Raw genomic sequence first — 20282 nt, 5'->3', positions numbered from 1 at the left:
ATTAAAGTGCCCTCTCTTTTGTATTCATTTATCTACCATAAATAGACTATGAAAACCTACCTCCTGGGGCTAATCTACAGCCTAACTTTTATCGTCTCGTACGCTCAGGCACAATCCCCTTCATCAACTCGCTTTTGGGTTAGTCCTGGGATTGGAAAAGCGACTTATCCGAGCATGATGATAGCAATGGCAATCGAACCGGCTAATACAAAAACCATCCTGTCAGGGCGTTTCTCTGTAAACGGAGAATGGATAATGCACGATACTCCGGGAATCAGAACAGCAGAATGGGGCCTTCTATACGGACGACGATTAAATAATATACTCGTTTCAGCAGGGGTATCTTATTTGTCTGGTGCCGCTCGTGGCAACTATTTATACACAGATCCTAATCCTTATTTGGGGACTGGTAAAGTCTATGAAAAGATTAATTACAAGACTATTGGCATACCTATGGAAGTACGGTATATAGCAGCTCTTAAGCATGTAGGAATTGGACTTACAGCCTTTGGAAATGTTAATACTAAACGCTCGTTTATTGGTCTGAACGTATCGCTTTACGCAGGAAAAATGAAATAAGCTATACGGCCCCGGTTAAACCCTACGCGGGCGTTTACATCCAAGAGCCAGATTCGTCACTAAACCGGATCTGTAAACACATGCCTATGAATCCCATCCTGCTGGCAGCTACCCTCCTGCTTTCGGCGAGTGCCTTCGCCCAGACCCAGCAAACCCCTGAGGTACACCTGAACCGCCCCGACCGTTCGCCCAGGACCGCGCCCGAACTGGGAGCCGACCATAAAGCCCACCTCGACGCGATGACGCCGGAGGAACGCCAGGCTTTCCGGGAAAAACAACAGGCCCGGCTCAAGGCCATGACCCCCGAAGAGCGGAAGGCCTTTAGGGAGCAACAAAAAGCCCGGCTGGCCGCCATGACGCCCGAAGAACGAAAGGCGTTTATGGCCGAACGCAAAAAGATGCGGGAGGAACGAATGGCGAAAATGACGCCCGAAGAGCGCGAAAAACTAAAACAACAACACCGCCCCCACAAAGAGGGTCGCCGGAAAAAGCAAGGCTAAGTACCCACCCTTGTCAGGAAGCGCAGCAGGAGCACCGAATGGTAGCCCTTGCTGCGCTTCCTGCGTTCAAATGGTTATATTCGCCACAACACCTGTTGGCCTTATGCTTCCCGATTTAACCTGCCTCAAACTCGACACCGACCGGCTGAGGCTCGAATCTATTTCTGACGCCTACACCGACGCTATTTTTGGGGAGTTCACCCCCACCATTGCCACGTATATGTACCCCGCCCCGGCTCAGGAGCGCACCGATACCGAACAGTTTGTAACCGAAGCTGTGCGGAACAACAGGCAGGGCCGCGACCTGACGATGGTGATTCTGGACCGCCAAACGGGGGAGTTTCTGGGCTGTATTGGCCTGCACAACCTGACCGAACCACGCCCGGCGTTCGGTATCTGGGTGAAAGAGTCGGCGCACATGCACGGCTACGGCCGCGAAGCCGTCCGGGCGCTCAAACGATGGGCCGACCATTACCTCAATTATGAATACCTGACGTATCCGGTCGATTCGCGCAACATGGCCAGTCGTAAAATTCCCGAATCGCTGGGGGCCTGTATTGTCAATCAATACGATGGCACCGGCGGCATGGGGCAGCCGCTCACCCTGATTACGTACCGGATTGATCGTTAACGAAGCTAAATAGGTACGTCGGGCAAGACAGATACCCCATCCAATCGTTATATTACCAGACTATCCGCCCGTTCTGGGTTTAAGATTTGCGGGTTGTAACGAAACAGACAGACTAACAAGCATCTCACAATGAGACACTTGCGGCTGTTTTACCTCAACCTACAAACCCAAAACCAGAACGATAAACTATTCAAGTTCAACACGTTGGGGACTATTACATCCTTTACTTCCGCTTTGGGCCCGGGCGCCCTGCTCCGACTGGTTCTGACCCTGTGGCTAACCGGCCTGGGGTCATGGACGATGGCGCAGGTGCGGGTCGAGGTAGTGGCGTACCCGCCCATGCCCGACTCGGTGCAGCGGCTGTTTATGGCCTGCGACTTTAACAACTGGACGCCCGGCGACCCCCGGTTTGAGCTTCGGCGGCAACCCAACGGCCATTACGTGCTCAACCTGCCCCAAACGCCCCCCCGGTTTGAATACAAATTTACGCGGGGCTACTGGGCCCTGGCCGAAGGGACAGCTACGGGTGGCAACCGCCCCAACCGCACCTACAACATAGCTACGGCCAACCCGCCCGGTCAGATTATGGCGCAGATTGCCGGGTGGGAAGCTACCCCAACGTATCAGTTTGTCATTACCGATATTCCGCCCAATACCCCGCACGATGCGGCCCTCTACATCTCGGGCAACTTTAACAACTGGAACTCCGGCGACGAGCTGTTTCGGCTCCGGCGGCACATCGACGGGTCGTACCGGGTAACGGTCGCCACCGACCTCGACCGGATTGAGTACAAGTTTACGCGCGGAACCTGGCCCAGTGTGGAGGGCACCGGCAGCGGGCGGGCCCGGCCCAACCGGGTGCTGTTTCGCAGTAGTCAGAACACCTCAGAGCCTATTCGGTTGCAGATTGCCAGTTGGGAAGACTTGTCGGGTTCGTTCAATTTTTTCTCCATCTACGACCTGCTGCTCCTGTTTTCGGCCTTCCAGAGCGTGTTGCTGATTATTGCCCTTGTTTCGTTGCAGAACTACAACCGGGAGGCCAACCGCTGGCTCATTCTGGCCCTGGCCTCGGCCGCCCTGCTGCTGCTCATTCGGGTGGTGAGCGCCTACCCCAACATAGCCCAGACCTACACGCACCTGCTGCTGGTGCCCGATTTTGTGATGCTGCTCTACGCGCCGATGTTCTATTTCTACATCCGTCGGCTGCTGTTTCGGCCACCCCGCCTGCCGCGCCGGTGGTGGCTGCATTTTGTACCGGCTGGTATTCAGCTGATTGTGTACCTGCCGTTTTTCTTCATGGAGCTGAAGCCATTGCAGCTACGGATTGTGAACCACGACCCAGCCCTGCAATGGGTGTTTCAGGGCGTAGGGGCTGTGGCCTGGGGTATCAATCTGGTGTACTGGATTGTGTGCTGGCGGGCCTTGCGCAGTTATGAGCGCCGGTTTACCACCGAGGCCTCGCACGACCAGAATTTACGGTACCTCAACACCGTGATGGCGATTCAGGCGGTTTGCCTGTTGCTCTGGTTTGTGGTGGGGCTGTTTATTGCGGCAGGAAGCTGGTTTCCGCTCGAACTGAGCCTGATCTGGCGGCAGAGCATCGACCTGATCTGGCTGGCGTTCTCCACCATTCCGTATTTTCTGGGCTACTTTGCCATTCAGCAACCCGAAATTTTCAAGATGCCCGCAGCCGGGTCTATTCCGTTGTTCGAAGCCCAACCCGAGCCCGAACCGACGGGGGGCATTCTCCCCGATCCGGTGGTGCAACGGCCGCTGACCCCGCCCATTATCCGGCAGGTACAGCCCGAAGCAGTCAAAATAGCGTTGGCGGCTCCGGCCGAAAACCTCCTGCCCTACCGCGAACAACTCGATGCGCTGATGGCGGAGAAGAAGCCGTACATCAACGCGGGGCTGACCCTCAACGAGCTGGCCGCCATGCTCCATATCTCTCCGCATTTGCTCTCGCGGGTAATCAACGAAAGCTACGGCAGGAACTTCTTCGACTTTGTGAACTCCCACCGCATTGAGGAGTTTAAACGCCGGTACGACGACGCCCAGAACCGCCACTACACCCTGCTCGGGTTGGCGTTCGATGTAGGCTTCAACTCCAAAACAGCGTTTAACCGGGCCTTCAAAAAAATCACCAACCAAACCCCGCGCGACTACTTTCAGGAGCCGCGTCTGGAGGAATAAAATAGAACTAAGCCAAGACACCGAGTCGGCCAATACGTACCATTTTATAAAGTGGACCACCAAATACGACCAATTTCACCTGATAGTCAATTAGTTATACAGTAGATATAAAAAACAGAAAATAGCACCTATACAGGGCAAAGTGGAACGACAGACGTACGGGACTTTATCACTTTTGTGAGAAAATGTATTAATCCACAGGATTCGACATAAGCACCTAATTACCAGTCTATTTACTCCAACTAATTTATGAAAGCGTTTTACAAGACGTTTGGCCCGCCAGCCGTGGGTTGGCAGGCACGCCTATCGGTTCTCCGAACTGGGCTCGGCGTGTTTGGCTTCGTACTGGCACTACTGTTCTCGGTACAAACGGCCTTTGGCCAGGGAGCAACCATCAGCGGTACGGTTAAAGAAGCCGACGGCACCACCCTTCCCGGTGTTACGGTACAAGTGAAAGGCTCTACAAGGGGCACCAATACCGACATCGACGGGCGGTATCAGCTCACCAACGTACAGCCCGGTGCTACGCTCGTGTTTAGCTTCATCGGAAAAACCCCGCAGGAAGCCGTTGTCGGCAATCAATCGGTTATCGACGTTACCCTGGCCGACGACTCCAAGTCATTGCAGGAAGTTGTGGTGGTCGGGTACGGCACCCAGCGCCGGAAAGACCTGACCGGCTCAATCGCGTCGATTTCGGCGGATGAGTTTCAGAAAGGAAACATTGTGAACCCCGAGCAACTGGTGGCCGGTAAGCTGGCCGGGGTGCAAATTACGCCCCCCTCGGGTCAGCCGGGCGGAGGCAGCACCATTCGGATTCGGGGGGGCTCGTCGCTCAACGCCAGCAATGACCCGCTCGTGGTTATCGACGGTGTTCCGCTCGACAACCGCGAAATCACGGGGGCCTCAAACGCCCTGAGCCTTATCAACCCGAACGATATTGAAACATTTACGGTGTTGAAAGACGCTTCGGCCGCAGCTATTTACGGCTCACGGGCCGCCAACGGCGTTATCCTGATTACGACCAAAAAAGGCCGCACCGGCGACCAAACGCGTATCAGCTTCAGCACGCTCGGTTCGGTATCGGTCAACGGTAAGCAACTCTCAACGCTCAATGCAACCCAGTTCCGGGAATTGATTAACCGCATCGGCAACGAAGATCAGAAAGCCTTACTCAATGTGGGCACCACGCCCGAAACAAGCACCAACTGGCAGGATCAGATTTTCCGGCCTGCTTTCAGCACCGACAATAACCTGAGCATCACCGGCTCCACTAAGTCGATGCCGTACCGTGCGTCGGTAGGGTACATTTCGCAAAACGGTACCCTCAAAACATCAAATTTTCAGCGGGTTTCTGGCTCGCTGGGTCTGAGCCCGCGCTTCTTCAACAACACACTCCGGGTTGACATCAACCTGAAGGGCTCGATCATTAACAACCGCTTTGCCGACGTGGGCGCTATTGGCGCGGCCGTGGCATTCGACCCCACCAAGCCCGTTTACAGCGGTAACGAAAACTTCGGCGGTTTCTACGAATGGCTGACGCCCACGGGTATTCCGAACCCACAGGCTACCCGCAACCCACTCGGTATGCTCTACAACCGCGACGACCGCACCGAGATTGCCCGGAGCATTGGTAACGTGCAGTTCGACTATCAGTTGCCGTTTGTGCAGGGGCTACGCGCTAACCTGAACCTCGGCTACGATATTTCGAAGTCGGAAGGTCTGAATTTCACCCCGGCCTACGCCGGTGCACAGTTTGTGCAGGGCGGCAACGGGGGCCAATCGCAGAAGTCGACCGGCTCACGGAACAACAAAACGCTGGAGTTCTACCTCAACTACGTGAAGCAACTGAACCCGAGCAACCGTATTGACGCTACGGCGGGTTATTCGTACCAGGACTTCATCCGCGATGTGCCAAGCTACCCCAACCTGCGGGCCAATGGTCGCGATACGATTGCGGCTGCCGGTATTCCATTCCGCACCCAATACACGCTGCTGGCGTTTTTTGGCCGGATCAACTACTCGCTCAAAGACCGCTACGTACTTACAGCCACCGTGCGTCGGGATGCCACCTCGCGTTTCGGCCCCGACAGCCGCTGGGGTACCTTCCCCTCGCTGGGCTTCTCGTGGAGCATTAAAGACGAGCCGTTCCTGAAATCAGCCAATGCCCTGTCGGCCTTGAAGCTGCGACTGGGTTACGGGGTTACGGGTCAGCAAGACCTCACCGGGCTGGCCTCCGACTATGCCTACCTGCCGCGCTACACCATCAGCGACCCCACAGCGCAGTACCAGTTTGGCAACACCTTTATCCGCACCCTGCGGGCTGAAGGCTACGACGCCAACCTGAAGTGGGAACAAACCGAGGCTATCAACGCGGCCGTTGATGTGGCTTTCTTCGACGGTCGTTTGGGCGGTAGCCTGGATGTGTACCAGAAAAACACCCGCGACCTGCTGGCCGTGATTCCGGTACCCGCGGGCACCAACCTCACCAATCAGGTGCTGACCAACGTGGGTAGCCTCCGCAACCGGGGTATCGAACTGGCTATCAACACCAACCCGATCCGGCGCGATGGCATGAACCTCGACGTGAATTTCAACGTGACCTACAACGAGAACAAAATCACGAATCTGACCCGCGTGCCCGTTCCCAACGATCCGGGCGTGCAGGTAGGGGGTATCTCAGGCGGTACGGGCAACTTCATTCAAATTCAGACGGTAGGTTACCCCATCAATACCTTCTACGTGCTGCGTCAGGTATACAATCAGAGCGGTTTGCCGGTTGAAGGCGTGTACGAAGACCGCAACGGCGACGGACAGATCACGGTGGATGACCGGGTGCGGTATCAGGCCTCGAACCCCAACTGGCTCATGGGCTTTACCACCCAGTTTACCTACGGCCGGTTCAACGCCGGGCTCGTGCTGCGCGGCACGGTGGGCAACTATGTGTACAACAACACCCGCTCGAACGGCAGTGCGTACAACAACTTTGTCAACGCCCTCGGCTTCCTGTCGAATGGTCTCGACAATGTGCTCACCACCAATTTTACCCGTAGCCAGTACTTCTCGGATTACTACGTGGAAAATGCCTCGTTTGTGCGGCTCGACAACCTGAATCTGGGGTACAACTTCGGCAGTATCTGGGGTAAGGGCGATCGTAAGGCCAACCTGCGGGGTACGCTCACGGCACAGAACCTGTTCGTTATCACGAAGTACTCAGGGCTCGACCCCGAAATTGATAACGGCCGCGACAACAACTTCTATCCACGCCCCCGGATTGTTTCGGCGGGTCTGAACCTCGACTTTTAAACAAGCCTCACCCCTGCCCCTCTCGGCCACGGCAAACTGCTTTCTGCAGAGAGGGACAGAGGGCGAGGTAGCTCAAACTCATGAAACCAATACATAAAATAGCCACTCTCTTCGCGCTCACCACCGCCCTGACGGTGTCGTCGTGCGTGAATGATCTGGACCGGGAACCCAAATTTGATGTGACCTCGGCGTCGGTTTACGCCGATCCGGCCAACTACAAAGCCGTACTGGCCAAGCTCTACGCCGTTATGTCGGTGAGCGGGCAGCAGGGGCCGTCGGGCAAACCCGATATTTCGGGTATCGACGAGGGAACCTCCAACTACATGCGTTTGCTGTGGAAACTCCAGGAGCTACCCACCGACGAAGCCGTGATTGGCTGGAATGACCAGACTATTCAGGATTTCCACGCTATGCGCTGGACTTCTTCGGACGGTTTTGTAACGGCCATGTACAACCGGATTTTTTATCTGGTAGCCGCCTGCAACGAGTTTATCCGCGAAACCGGCGACGACCGGCTGGCCACGCGCAACATCACGGGCGATGCCGCCACCAATGCCCGCACCTACCGGGCCGAAGCCCGTTTTCTGCGCGCTCTGGCGTACTACCACGCCATTGATATGTTTGGCAACGTACCGTTTGTGACCGAAGCCGACGCACCGGGCTCGTTTTTGCCCCGGCAGGCCACCCGGCAGGAGTTGTTCAACTACGTGGAGTCGGAACTGAAGGCCCTCGAAACCGAACTGAGCGCCCCCCGGCAAGCAGAATATGGCCGCGCCGATCAGGCGGCCGTCTGGACGTTGCTCGCTAAACTGTACCTCAACGCTCAGGTTTATACCGGCACCGCCCGTTGGAACGACGTGATTACGTACACCAGCAAGGTAATTGGGGCTAATGCCTACACCCTGGAGTCGACCTACGGCAACCTGTTTCTGGCCGACAACAACACCTCACGCGAAACCATTCTGCCGGTTACGTTCGATGGCCTGAACACCAAGACCTACGGCGGTATGACGTTCCTGATTCATGCCTCTATTGGTGGCTCTATGCCTGTGCGCGAGTTTGGGGTAAACAGTGGCTGGGCCGGGTTGCGCACCACGAGCGCCCTGGTAGGTCAGTTCACCGACCCGTCGGGCCGAACCGACAAGCGGGCCATGTTCTACAGTCAGGGGCAAACCCTCGAAATTGCCGACATCACCCGGTTTACCGATGGCTACGCCGTCACGAAGTACAAAAACGTAACCCGGGCTGGTCAGGCGGGGAAAGACCCGGCGGGCGATTTTGTCGACACCGATTTCCCACTCTTCCGGCTGGCCGATGTGTACCTGATGTACGCCGAAGCGGTGGTTCGGGGCGGTACGGGTGGCAGTGCCGCCAACGCGCTCAACTACGTTAACCTGCTGCGGCAACGGGCCTACGGTGGCACTACGGGTAACATCATCACTGCCCAGCTCACTACCGACTTTATTCTGGCCGAGCGGGCCCGCGAACTGTACTGGGAAGGCACCCGCCGGACCGATCTGATCCGGTTCAACCGCTTTACCGAAGGCACGTATCTGTGGCCCTGGAAAGGCGGAATTGCCCCCGGCCGGGCCGTAGAAGCGTTCCGCACGCTCTACCCGATTCCGGCAACGGATCTGGTGGCCAACCCGAATCTGAAGCAAAACACAGGCTATTAAGACGTTTATGGTTTTGGGTGTCTGGTAGATGGTTTAGTACCGCCCAGCGACTGCTAACTAACGCACAAACACCCAAAACCACTTATCATTCAACTAATTATGCAACGCATCACTCTATACAGTGTGTTCTCCCTGCTGGCTCTTTGCCTGCTGTGGGGTTGTGAAAACGAGGGCGATCGGCTGGTTATGCAGGAACCGGGGACAGTTGCCCTCACGCCCAGTGCCTCAACCGTAACGCTCACCAGCTCAGGTTCGGCATCGAACGCGCTCACCCTCAACTGGACACCCGTTAACTACGGGGTGGCTGTACCGGTCAACTACACCGTTCAGTTCGACAAAAAAGGCAACGAATTCAAAGCCCCTATCGAAGTAACGGCCGGTCAATCGACCACGTTGGCGCTGTCGAACCCCGACCTCAACCACACCCTGCTGCGGCTTGGCGTATCGCCCGGTATGAGCGGGCAAATTGAGATGCGGGTTCGGTCGGCCATTAACCGCCCCAACGACCAACCGGGTCAGCTGACCTACTCAGCCCCCGTAACGCTCACGGGCACGCCTTACCTTGTCATTGTCAACTACCCGTCGTTGTACGTACCGGGTGGATACCAGGGCTGGGCACCCGATGTTGCCCCCAAGATTTCGTCGGTGAAAAGCGATGGCAGCTACGAAGGCTACATCTATTTCCCGGCCGCATCGGAATTCAAAATTACCTCGGCCCCCAACTGGAACAGCACCAACTACGGTATTGGAACCGCCCCCGACAAAATATCGTCAACGGGCGACAACCTTAAACTCGCTGCGGGTGGGTATTATCTGTTCCGGGTCAATACGGGCACACTTACCTGGAGTGCTACGCCAACAACATGGGGGGTTATCGGCGCGGCTACGCCTAAAGGCTGGGATGCCAGCACGCCCATGACCTACGACGCTAAGTCGGGCACCTGGAAAGCCGAACTGAGCCTGAAGCAGGACGAACTGAAATTCCGCGCCAACGATGCCTGGACCCTCAACTTCGGCGATAACGGCGCCGATGGCTTCCTGGAGTACGACGGACAGAACATCAAAGTGCCCTCAGCTGACACCTACACCATTGAACTTGACCTTCGGATGCCGGGCTACTATGCCTACAAGCTGACGAAGAAATAAGAGGCCGTTTGGGTATCACTTTGAGCTGAAACGTGCAGCCAACGTGATTCACTGAAATGGCTTACAAGAGCCCGCGTTCGGGCAGACAGCTATCGTAAAGTAGGGTTTTGGATCGATGCAGGGGTTACATCGGTTCAAAACCCTTTTTTGCGTTTATTTGGGTAAACGGAGCTCCCGAACCTCCACGTTCTCGCTCAATCACTCGATTTGTTATGTCCTTTGCTCAACGCGCTATTTCCTTTTACGAACGTCTCTCTGAGCCAACCAACCTACCACCCGGCGTATCGGCCCTGAACCCCCACCGCACCCCCGAGGTGCAGCGCATCGGCCGGGAGTTTTACGGAAAGTTCTTCAACGACGAGCACCCCCGTGTGTATGTATTGGGAATCAATCCGGGCCGGTTTGGAGCAGGTGTTACGGGCATTTCGTTTACCACACCCCAGAATCTGCAACGCTACTGCGGTATCGACAACAACCTGCCCCCGACGTCAGAGCTGTCGAGCCGCTTCATTTATCAGATTGTGGAGGCCTTTGGCGGAGCGTCTTCGTTTTACAGTCACTTTTTTCTGTCGGCCCTATACCCACTCGCCCTGGTTAAAGACAACCGGAACGCCGGACCGGTCAACTACAATTTTTACGACGACCGCGCTACCACCGAAGCTCTTTGGCCCGCCATCACCGACTCTGTACGACAGCAGCTTCAGTTTGGTGCCCGGCGCGATGTAGTCATCTGTCTGGGCCGGAAAAACGAGCAGTTCTTAAAGCGGCTCAACGCCGAAAATAGCTTTTTCGAGCGGGTACTCACCCTCGATCATCCCCGGTATATTTTACAGTACAAATCAAAGGCCATAGATAGTTATATCAATCAGTATATCAGCACCTTAGGCGATCAAATTAAGTAGACATAAACGAACGAAACAGGGGTTATTTTTCGTTATAAAAACATGGAAGACACGAAGTACCCATTGGACATTTTGAGCAGCCCCATTCAGCCCGACGAGATTGAATGGCGTGTACAGCAACAGACCAAAACCGGCAAGCTGATTGTGGTCCCGTACATCACCAACCGCTGCGTGATGGAGCGCTTCGACCGGCAGTTCGGGTGGCATGGCTGGCAAAACGACATTACCGAAATTCAGGACGGGTTTCTGTGCCGAATTACGGTAACGCTGCCCGATGGGACGCGCCTGACCAAAACCGATGGCGCTAACCGAACCGATATTGAGCCAATCAAAGGTGGAATTTCGGATGCCATGAAACGTTGCGCCGTTCAGTTTGGCGTGGGCCGGAATCTGTACACCTACCCCCGTGTGTTCATCGAAACCCCCGATAAATATATTCCCGACTGGGCTACGCCCCAGCTCGACGCGCTCGTGAAAAAAATCAATGATGGCTCGTATAAGGGCGGAGAGTTTGTGACCCTTAAAGAGTCGTATCGCAAATAAACAGGCTTACGCCCAACAGGCGGCCATCCCGACCCTAAAGCACGGCTGAGGTCTGGATGGCCGCTTTTGTTATTTGTGTATCTTCCAACCCTCAAACTGCCTGCCCATGACCGAACCACTACCTATTCTGTGTTTGCTCTTTCTGAACATCTTTGTCTGCGAGTGGCTGAGTACCAAGCCCGGATTCCGACACCTGGGTACCGCCCTGCTGGTTATTATCCTGACCGCTATTGAAGCTAATGTCGGGCTCGTACCCACCACCGATACCCCACTTTACGACGCCATCTTCGGCTACGTCACGCCGTTTGCCCTGTTTGTCCTTCTGCTCAATGTCAACCTGCAGGATTTGCGCCGGGCGGGCCTGCCTATGTTGACCCTGTTTCTGATCGGGTCAGCCGGAACAATCGTAGGAGTCGTTGTCAGTATGTGGCTGTTTAATGGCCCCCAAAGCGTTGGTTCTCAGTTTTATGCTTTGGCGGGTATGTTTACCGGCACATACATTGGCGGAGCACTCAATTTCCATGCGGTGGCCCTGCATTACGGAGTTGCCAAGTCAGGCAATCTGTTCGTGGCTGCCACGGCCGCCGACAATATTCTGACGGCCGTCTGGATGGTAGCAACGCTGGCGATTCCGCAACTCATGCAACGCTTGCGGCCCGTAGACCGGCTGCAAACGGCTTCTTCGAGCGAATCGCTTTCAGCAACTGATCTGACCAACGATGCGGAAACAGTCAGCCCCCGCGATCTGGCCCTGCTCATTACGCTGGGTTTGGGAGCCATGTGGCTCGCGCAGTGGCTGGGCACGTTTGTCTCTTCATTACCGTTTGTTCTGATCCTGACCACCCTGGCCCTGGTACTGGCTCAGTTTCGGGCCGTGAACCGGCTACAGGGCGCGCGTGTACTGGGCCTGAGCGCTATTTACCTGTTTCTCGCCGTTATTGGCGCTTATTGCGACGTGGGCGCGCTCCTTCGCGACGGGCAATTGGCCGTGGTTCTGTTTGGCATGATTTGCACCCTCGTGCTTATTCACGCCCTGATCGTTTTTGGAATTGGCGCTTTGTTTCGGCAGGATTGGGATGTGCTGGGCATTGCTTCGCAAGCCAATATTGGCGGGGCAACCTCAGCCCTTGCTTTAGCACGCAGCCTCAACCGACCCGACTTGCAGCTTCCGGCTGTACTGGTTGGCTCGCTAGGCAACGCCATCGGCACGTACCTCGGTATTCTGGTAGCCGAGTGGCTCCGCTAACCGGCTATTAAGCAACAACTCACTCATCAGACAAAACAATGCCCGTAGAACTCGACTTTTTTTACTCCGCCGACCGCCAACAGTGGCGGCAATGGCTGGCCGACAACTACACAACCGCACCGGGTATCTGGTTCGTATTTTATAAAAAGAAAACCGGCCACCCCACGCTCACCTATGCCGAAGCGGTGGAAGAAGCTCTCTGTTTTGGCTGGATTGACAGCCTACCCCGCAAGATGGACGATAACCGGCATGCACTCAAGTTTTCGCCCCGCAAGCCTCGAAGTGTGTGGTCGCAACCCAATAAAGAGCGTATTGAGCGCCTGATGGACAATGGACAAATGACGGCCGCCGGGCTCGCCAAAATAGAACAGGCTAAACAGGATGGCTCCTGGGATGCCCTCACCGACAGCGATAACCTCCTTGTGCCCGACGAGCTGGAAACGGCCCTGTTGGCCAACTCCGTAGCGCGAGCTAATTTTTACGGGTTTCCGCCCGGTACCCGCAAAATTATCCTCGCCTGGATCGGTGGCGCCAAACGGCCTGAAACCCGAACAGCACGTATTACCCAAACCGTTCGGCAGGCCGCCGAGGGCAAACGAGCCTATCCGTGAGGCCGACGAAGTAGCTCTGGATTTGGTTTTCTGCACTTTACCTACGACCTTTGTGTTACACTTCCCAGCAAATGAGCGCCACTTCAGTGTGGCGTTTTTCATTCAAGAATTAATCTATTAAGTCGATATAGTTAGACTATTTATGCAGGCGGAACACGCGGCCTCCAGCGACACGGAATCGGTTGACCCCTCGTCAGCCTCGCTCCCATTTGATCTTAACGGTCTGACAATCACGGTACAGGGCCAAAACGCCGAGACTCAGGCCCAAGCGCTCCGCACAGCCTTTCCATCGGCCCGCATTGCTACCGACCTCCCCGAACCGCTGCTACGTCGGCGTAATCGGAAGGAAATAATCATCTACGCAACATCAGCACTGGCTTTGATGGTGGTAGGCCACATGCTGTTCAGCTATTTCACCTGGGAAAAGGTGACTGTGCTGGCCAGTTCGGTGGAGATCGGCCCCGAGATTTTTTACTTTCTGATGGCGGGCTTTGTGGCTCAGATGATCGACGGGGCCCTAGGTATGGCCTACGGGGTTACGGCCACTACGTTTCTGATGAGTGTGGGCATCAGCCCGCTACACGCCACGGCGAGCGTGCACAGCTCCGAAATTTTCACATCGGGGGTATCGGGGTATATGCACCTCAAGTTTGGCAACATCAACAGCAAGCTGTTCCGGGCAGTGCTGATTCCGGGCGTAATCGGGGCCGCGCTGGGGGCCTGGGTTATTTCGGAACTGACATCACTGGAAGAATACGCCAAAGTGCTGCAACCCATTATTTCGGTGTACACGGCCATTCTGGGCTTTCTGATCATCAAAAAAGCCCTGACCAAGCGGGTGAAGAAAAAGCCCGTGCGCAACATCGGGATTCTGGCCTGGTCGGGCGGTTTTCTGGACGCCATTGGCGGGGGCGGCTGGGGCCCCATTGTCAACTCGACACTGATTGCCAGCGGTCGGCACCCCCGGTACACGATTGGCTCCGTCAACCTGGCCGAGTTTTTTATCTCGTTTGCCTCATCGGTGGTGTTCGCCCTGTATGTAGGTTTAGCGCAGTATGGTTTGGTAATTATCGGCCTTATCCTGGGCGGGAGCATTGCCGCACCCATTGCCGCTCACCTCTCGCGCCGGTTGCCCGTGAAAACCATGATGGTGATGGTTGGCATCGTAGTCATTATCGTAAGTTTGCGGAAAATTATTATGTTTTTCTGACAGCCTAATTTAGGACAGGATTCACAGGATTACAGGGTTCTGATCGGCCAATGGGCAGATTTCCCCCCGATACCAATCCTGTGAACCATGGCTAAAACACTATGAAAAAACAGACCAAAGCGATTCGCACCCAAACGCGGAAAACGCAATACCGGGAACACTCAACGCCTTTGTTTCTGACGTCGAGTTTTACATTCGAGAGTGCCGAGCAGGGCAAAGCCTTGTTTGAGGAAACCGAAGAGGGTAATATTTACAGCCGGTTTTCGAACCCCAACGTCACCGAGTTTGTCGACAAAGTATGCATGCTCGAAGGGGCCGAAGAAGGCATTGCTACCGGTACGGGCATGGCGGCCGTGTTTGCCAGTATGGCCGCGTTGCTTAAATCAGGCGACCATATTGTGGCCTGCCGGGCCTTGTTTGGGTCGGCCCACCAGATTATCACCCAGATTCTGAGTAAGTGGGGCATTACCCACACCTACGTCGATGCCACGGCCACCGAGGCCGAGTGGGAAGCAGCCATCCAACCGAGTGCCGACAAGCCAGCCGCCAAAATGGTGTATCTGGAAACGCCCTCGAACCCCGGTCTTGAACTGGTCGATCTGGCGATGCTGGGCCGGCTGAAAGAAAAATACGGCTTCATTCTGAACGTCGACAACTGCTTTGCTACCCCACTCCTGCAAACCCCCATCGATTTCGGGGCTGATTTGTCGGTGCACTCGGCTACCAAGTTTATGGACGGTCAGGGTCGCGTACTGGGAGGCATCGTCGTTGGGCGGGCCGATCTGATGCAACAGATTCGGTTCTTTGCCCGGCATACCGGCCCGTCGATGTCACCGTTTAACGCCTGGATTTTGTCGAAAAGCCTCGAAACGCTCGACCTGCGGATGGAGCGGCATTGCCGCAACGCCCTCATTCTGGCCGAGGCCCTCGAAAAGCACCCCGACGTAGCCACGGTGAAATACCCATTCCTGCCCTCGCACCCGCAGTACGACTTGGCCAAGGCGCAGATGTCGGCCGGTGGAGCGGTGGTCACGATTGAGCTGGAAGGTGGTTTTGAGCGTGTACAGGCCTTTTATGATGCTCTCCAGATTCCAACGCTCTCGTCGAACCTCGGCGATGCACGGACCATTGTCACGAACCCCAACACCACGACTCACGCCAAACTGAAGCCCGACGAGAAGGCACTGCTGGGCATCACGCCGGGGCTGGTTCGGATTTCGGTAGGGCTCGAAGACATCGACGATCTCGTGGCCGACTTTGAACAGGCGGCCACGGTCAGCGCCGAGGCCCTCCGCCAAAGTGTGTAGGAACTCATTGGTGCTGAGTAGGTTTATCCTGTAAAAAAAGAGTTTTGTCCGTTTTTATTGATCTAAATCTCGCTCGTGCCTTTGTCCGGGATTATGTAGTTACCACGGTAATTTTCGGAGCTATTCAAACAACCTGAATTATGACGTTGCGCCTGGTCATATTCTTCGTTATGCTGGTCTATGTTGCCAACGCCCAAACCCCCGCCCGCCAACCGGTTCGGGTTGGGGTGGTCGGGCTGGTGCATACGCACGTACACGGGGTTTTTCATAAAGCCTACCGCGAGAAAGGCCAAACGGACATCCAGATTGTGGGCATTGCCGAGCCCGACCGCCAATTGGCTGAGCGCTATGCTAAGCAATACGGCTTCCCGATGAGTTTGGTTTACCCCACCATCGAGGCTATGCTCGACGCGACCAAACCCGAAGCCGTAACCGACTTTGGCAAGATCATCGACCACCTGAAAACCGTTCGGCTGGCGGCTCCGCGGGGTATTCATGTCATGGTTGAGAAACCCCTGGCGGTGAGCCTCGATCACGCCCGGCAGATGGCCGACCTGGCGCAGAAGCACAAGATTCAGTTGCTGACGAATTACGAAACTACCTGGTACGGCAGCAACCACCGGGCCTACGCCATGACCATCGGCGAGAAGGCCATTGGCGATGTTCGGAAGCTGGTCATTCACGACGGGCATCAGGGCCCTCAGGAAATTGGTTGTACACCCGAGTTTCTGACGTGGCTCACCGATCCGGTCGAGAACGGGGCCGGGGCTCTGTTCGATTTTGGTTGTTACGGGGCTAATCTGGCAACGTGGCTCATGCAGGGCCAACGACCCACGAGCGTAATGGCCGTGACCGCGCAAATCAAGCCCGATATTTACCCCAAGGTCGACGACGAGGCTACCATTATTGTGACGTACCCCAAGGCACAGGCTGTTATTCAGGCCTCGTGGAATTGGCCCTACGCCCGCAAAGACATGGAAGTGTACGGACAAACGGGCTCGATTATGGCCCTCGACGCCAAACGAATGCGGGTTCGGCTGAACGAACGCGAACCGGAACGGATACAGGAAGCGACCTCGGCCGATGCCCCCGCCCCCGATCCGTTTGCGTATCTGGCCCGAGTGGTACGCGGTGACGAAAAAGAGATCGACAACCTAACGTCACTGCCTAATAACCTGGTTGTAATGGAGATTCTGGAAGCCGCCCGTACCTCGGCGAAAACAGGAAAGACAATAAAGATTCGTTAGATTTTGTCATTACGGCAACACATGATAGCAGAACCCACATACACGCTCGAAAGCCTGTCGGCGCAACTCGCCGGTCTCTCCGAGATCGACGCCATGCGCAAACTGGCCGAGCTTTTTCCCGGTCAGGTGGTTTTCTCCACCAGCCTGGGTTATGAAGATCAGGTCATTACCGACCTGATTGTCCAGAATAATCTGCCCATCCGAATTTTCACCCTCGACACAGGCCGGATGTTCGGTGAAACCTACTCGGTCTGGAACAAAACCCTCAGCCGGTACGGGATTCCCATTGAAACCATGTACCCGAAGCAGGAAGCTGTGGAGGCCTTAATGACGGGCAAAGGGCCGTTTAGCATGTATGAGTCGGTCGAAAACCGTAAAGAGTGCTGCTTTATCCGAAAGGTAGAGCCCCTCAACCGCGCCCTGGCCGGTCAGAAAATCTGGATTACGGGCATTCGGGCCGAGCAGTCGGCCAACCGCACGAGCATGCCCCAACTGGAATGGGACGAAGCCCACGGACTTTTTAAGTTCCACCCGCTTATGGACTGGACCTTTGAGCAAGTGAAAGAGTATGTACGGGCCAACAATGTCCCCTACAACCCGCTTCACGACCGGGGCTTTGTGAGCATTGGCTGTCAGCCCTGCACCCGCGCCATTCAACCCGGCGAAGACTTCCGCGCCGGCCGCTGGTGGTGGGAAGACAACTCGAAAAAGGAATGTGGACTACATAGTAAATGAGTGAATGAGTGATTGAGTGAATTAGCGAATGACGCAAGCGCGACAGCCAACGATTCACTCATTCACTCATTCGCCAATTCACTCATTAAAAATGGATTACCTCGATCAACTTGAATCGGAAGCGATTCACATCATGCGCGAAGTAGCCGGGCAGTTTGAACGGCCCGCGCTCCTGTTTTCGGGCGGGAAAGACTCTATCACGCTGGTGCACCTGGCGCGCAAAGCGTTTCGGCCCGGCAAATTTCCGTTCCCGCTTGTACACATCGATACCGGTCATAACTTTCAGGAGGCCCTCGATTTCCGCGATTGGCTCGCCAACAGCCTCGGCGAACGCCTGATTGTGCGGTACGTAGAAGATACCATCCGCGAGAAAAACCTGAAGGAGCCCACCGGCCGCAATGCCAGCCGCAATGCGCTGCAAACGTTCACCCTGCTCGATACCATCGAAGAGTTTGAGTTTGACGCCTGTATTGGTGGAGCCCGGCGCGACGAAGAGAAAGCGCGCGCCAAAGAACGGGTGTTTTCGGTGCGCGACGAATTTGGCTCGTGGGACCCCAAACGGCAGCGACCCGAACTCTGGAACCTCTATAACGGCCGTATTCATAAAGGCGAAAACGTGCGGGTATTCCCGATTTCGAACTGGACCGAACTCGACGTCTGGAACTACATTCAACGCGAAAAAATTGCCTTGCCCAGCCTCTACTTTGCCCACGAACGCGAACTCCTCGTACGCGATGGCAAGCTGATGGCTACAGCGGGCGGAGTTATCAAGCCCGAGCCTGACGATCAGATTGTGACCCGGACGGTCCGGTTCCGCACTGTGGGTGATATTTCCTGCACGGCCGCTTCCGAATCGCAGGCCAACACGCTCGACGCGGTAATCGCCGAAATTCAGGCAACCCGTATCTCCGAGCGGGGCGAAACCCGCATGGACGACCAAATGTCGGAGGCCGCCATGGAAGACCGGAAAAAGGGAGGATATTTTTAATTGAGTGATTGAGTGATTGAGTGATGGAGTGATGGATTTAGGCCCCACTTGTTCGCTCAATCACTCATTCGCTCATTCACTCAATGAGCATGGACTTACTACGTTTTATAACCTGCGGTAGCGTGGATGATGGGAAAAGTACCCTCATCGGACGGCTGCTGTACGATTCCAAATCCATTCTGGTCGATCAGCTCGAAGCCATTGAGCGGGCCAGCAAAACCAAAAATCAGGGCGATGGCGGGGGTATCGACCTCGCCCTGCTGACCGATGGTCTGCGCTCAGAACGTGAGCAGGGCATCACCATCGACGTAGCGTACCGGTATTTCCAGACGCCGGTGCGCAAGTTTATCATTGTCGATGCGCCGGGGCATATTCAGTACACCCGCAACATGGTAACGGGCGCGTCGAACTGCCAATTGGCCATTGTGCTCATCGACGCCCGCAATGGTGTAGTGGAGCAAACCCGGCGTCACTCGCTCATTGCCAGCCTATTGGGCATTCCGCACATTGTGGTTGCTATCAACAAAATGGATCTGGTCGATTACGCCCAGGATGCATTTTCGGATATCTGCATCCAGTATGCCGAACTGGCTAAAAAGCTCAATGTCAGCCAGGTAAGCTTTATCCCGATGAGCGCGCTCAACGGCGACAACGTAGTCGACCGGTCGGCCAATATGCCGTGGTACGAGGGCCCTACCCTGCTCGAACACCTCGAAACAGTTGAACTGAGCAACGATACCAACTTGACGCTACCCCGTTTTCCGGTGCAGTACGTTATTCGGCCACAAACCACCGAACTGCACGATTACCGGGGCTATGCGGGCAAAATCAACAGTGGTGCGTTCCGCGTAGGCGATGCCGTAACGGTACTGCCGTCGGCTCAAACCTCAACCATCAGCCGCATTGAGTTCAACGAGCAGGACCTGACCGAAGCCGAAGCCGGACAGTCGGTGATCCTGCATCTGTTCGACGACATCGACATCAGCCGGGGTGACCTCATTGTTCGCAGCGATACCCAGCCGATTGTGGCCCAGAACGTAGAAGGGATGCTTTGCTGGATGGACACGAAAGAGCTTAAAGTGGGTAGCAAGTACGTGTTGCAGGTAGGCACGGCCCGCACCCGCTGCTCGATCCGCGAGATTCCGTACCGGCTCAACATTGAGACGTACGAACATGTCGAAGAGGTAGAAAGCCTTAAGCTGAACGACCTCGCCAAAGTGGTTTTACGAACCGCTCAGCCGGTAGCATTCGATACCTACGCCCTGAACCGGACCAACGGCGGGGCTATTCTGATCGACGAGACCAGCAACGTAACCGTCGGGGCCGTCATGCTCGAAGGAGAAACCTAAAAGCTCAGGGCTAATCCGTAGCGAATACGCGCATTTTGTGTTGTTCTCTCCTGGGGCAATGCGAAATGCGCGTATTTAGTTTTTAGGGATCAGTGCAAGATTTATGGAACTCTATC

At 55.5% G+C, this 20282-nt stretch carries 17 protein-coding genes; all 17 read left to right on the top strand.

The window, feature by feature from the left end:
- Positions 1-48 precede the first annotated feature (48 nt).
- The 17 genes from F5984_RS02340 to F5984_RS02260 all read left to right on the top strand — a co-directional run bounded on the left by F5984_RS02340 (position 49) and on the right by F5984_RS02260 (position 20166).
- On the top strand, positions 49-579 hold the full coding sequence (locus F5984_RS02340) for a hypothetical protein (protein WP_152122425.1): 531 nt from the start codon (positions 49-51) through the stop codon (positions 577-579).
- 86 nt (positions 580-665) lie between these two features.
- A complete protein-coding gene (locus F5984_RS02335) occupies positions 666-1079 on the top strand; it encodes a hypothetical protein (RefSeq protein ID WP_152122423.1) in 414 nt (137 codons plus the stop codon).
- Positions 1080-1182: 103 nt separating this feature from the next.
- Positions 1183-1710, top strand: a complete 528-nt coding sequence (locus F5984_RS02330) for a GNAT family N-acetyltransferase (RefSeq protein WP_152122421.1) — start codon at positions 1183-1185, stop codon at positions 1708-1710.
- Between the two features lie 129 nt (positions 1711-1839).
- Positions 1840-3903, top strand: a complete 2064-nt coding sequence (locus F5984_RS02325) for a helix-turn-helix domain-containing protein (protein ID WP_246168776.1) — start codon at positions 1840-1842, stop codon at positions 3901-3903.
- Between the two features lie 249 nt (positions 3904-4152).
- Positions 4153-7206, top strand: a complete 3054-nt coding sequence (locus F5984_RS02320) for a SusC/RagA family TonB-linked outer membrane protein (RefSeq protein ID WP_152122419.1) — start codon at positions 4153-4155, stop codon at positions 7204-7206.
- A gap of 80 nt (positions 7207-7286) precedes the next feature.
- Positions 7287-8882, top strand: a complete 1596-nt coding sequence (locus F5984_RS02315) for a RagB/SusD family nutrient uptake outer membrane protein (RefSeq protein ID WP_152122416.1) — start codon at positions 7287-7289, stop codon at positions 8880-8882.
- Between the two features lie 99 nt (positions 8883-8981).
- The gene (locus F5984_RS02310; RefSeq protein WP_152122414.1) at positions 8982-10028 is read left to right on the top strand and encodes a SusE domain-containing protein; all 1047 of its coding nucleotides are present in this window, start codon (positions 8982-8984) and stop codon (positions 10026-10028) included.
- 212 nt (positions 10029-10240) lie between these two features.
- On the top strand, positions 10241-10930 hold the full coding sequence (locus F5984_RS02305) for a uracil-DNA glycosylase family protein (protein ID WP_152122412.1): 690 nt from the start codon (positions 10241-10243) through the stop codon (positions 10928-10930).
- A 42-nt stretch (positions 10931-10972) separates the two neighbouring features.
- The gene (locus F5984_RS02300; RefSeq protein ID WP_019987708.1) at positions 10973-11473 is read left to right on the top strand and encodes a Rad52/Rad22 family DNA repair protein; all 501 of its coding nucleotides are present in this window, start codon (positions 10973-10975) and stop codon (positions 11471-11473) included.
- Between the two features lie 106 nt (positions 11474-11579).
- Positions 11580-12719 carry a DUF819 family protein gene (locus F5984_RS02295; RefSeq protein WP_152122410.1) on the top strand — a complete coding sequence of 380 codons (1140 nt, stop codon included), beginning with the start codon at positions 11580-11582 and terminating at the stop codon, positions 12717-12719.
- 38 nt (positions 12720-12757) lie between these two features.
- Positions 12758-13330 carry a YdeI/OmpD-associated family protein gene (locus F5984_RS02290; protein ID WP_152122408.1) on the top strand — a complete coding sequence of 191 codons (573 nt, stop codon included), beginning with the start codon at positions 12758-12760 and terminating at the stop codon, positions 13328-13330.
- Between the two features lie 142 nt (positions 13331-13472).
- Positions 13473-14540: a sulfite exporter TauE/SafE family protein gene (locus F5984_RS02285; RefSeq protein ID WP_152122406.1), complete on the top strand. Its 1068-nt coding sequence runs from the start codon at positions 13473-13475 to the stop codon at positions 14538-14540.
- Positions 14541-14641: 101 nt separating this feature from the next.
- The gene (locus tag F5984_RS02280) at positions 14642-15847 is read left to right on the top strand and encodes a trans-sulfuration enzyme family protein (RefSeq protein WP_152122404.1); all 1206 of its coding nucleotides are present in this window, start codon (positions 14642-14644) and stop codon (positions 15845-15847) included.
- A 140-nt stretch (positions 15848-15987) separates the two neighbouring features.
- Complete coding sequence (locus tag F5984_RS02275) at positions 15988-17094, top strand: Gfo/Idh/MocA family protein (RefSeq protein ID WP_152122402.1); 1107 nt, start codon at positions 15988-15990, stop codon at positions 17092-17094.
- Between the two features lie 21 nt (positions 17095-17115).
- Complete coding sequence (locus tag F5984_RS02270; RefSeq protein ID WP_152122400.1) at positions 17116-17829, top strand: phosphoadenylyl-sulfate reductase; 714 nt, start codon at positions 17116-17118, stop codon at positions 17827-17829.
- 91 nt (positions 17830-17920) lie between these two features.
- A complete protein-coding gene (gene cysD, locus F5984_RS02265; protein WP_152122398.1) occupies positions 17921-18817 on the top strand; it encodes a sulfate adenylyltransferase subunit CysD in 897 nt (298 codons plus the stop codon).
- An 89-nt stretch (positions 18818-18906) separates the two neighbouring features.
- The gene (locus F5984_RS02260) at positions 18907-20166 is read left to right on the top strand and encodes a sulfate adenylyltransferase subunit 1 (RefSeq protein WP_152122396.1); all 1260 of its coding nucleotides are present in this window, start codon (positions 18907-18909) and stop codon (positions 20164-20166) included.
- The last annotated feature ends 116 nt before the right edge of the window (positions 20167-20282 follow it).

Source organism: Rudanella paleaurantiibacter (genome assembly GCF_009184635.1).
GTDB lineage: Bacteria > Bacteroidota > Bacteroidia > Cytophagales > Spirosomataceae > Rudanella > Rudanella paleaurantiibacter.
The sequence above is the reverse complement of the archived record's forward strand: the minus strand, read 5'-3'. Positions and strand labels throughout refer to the sequence as shown.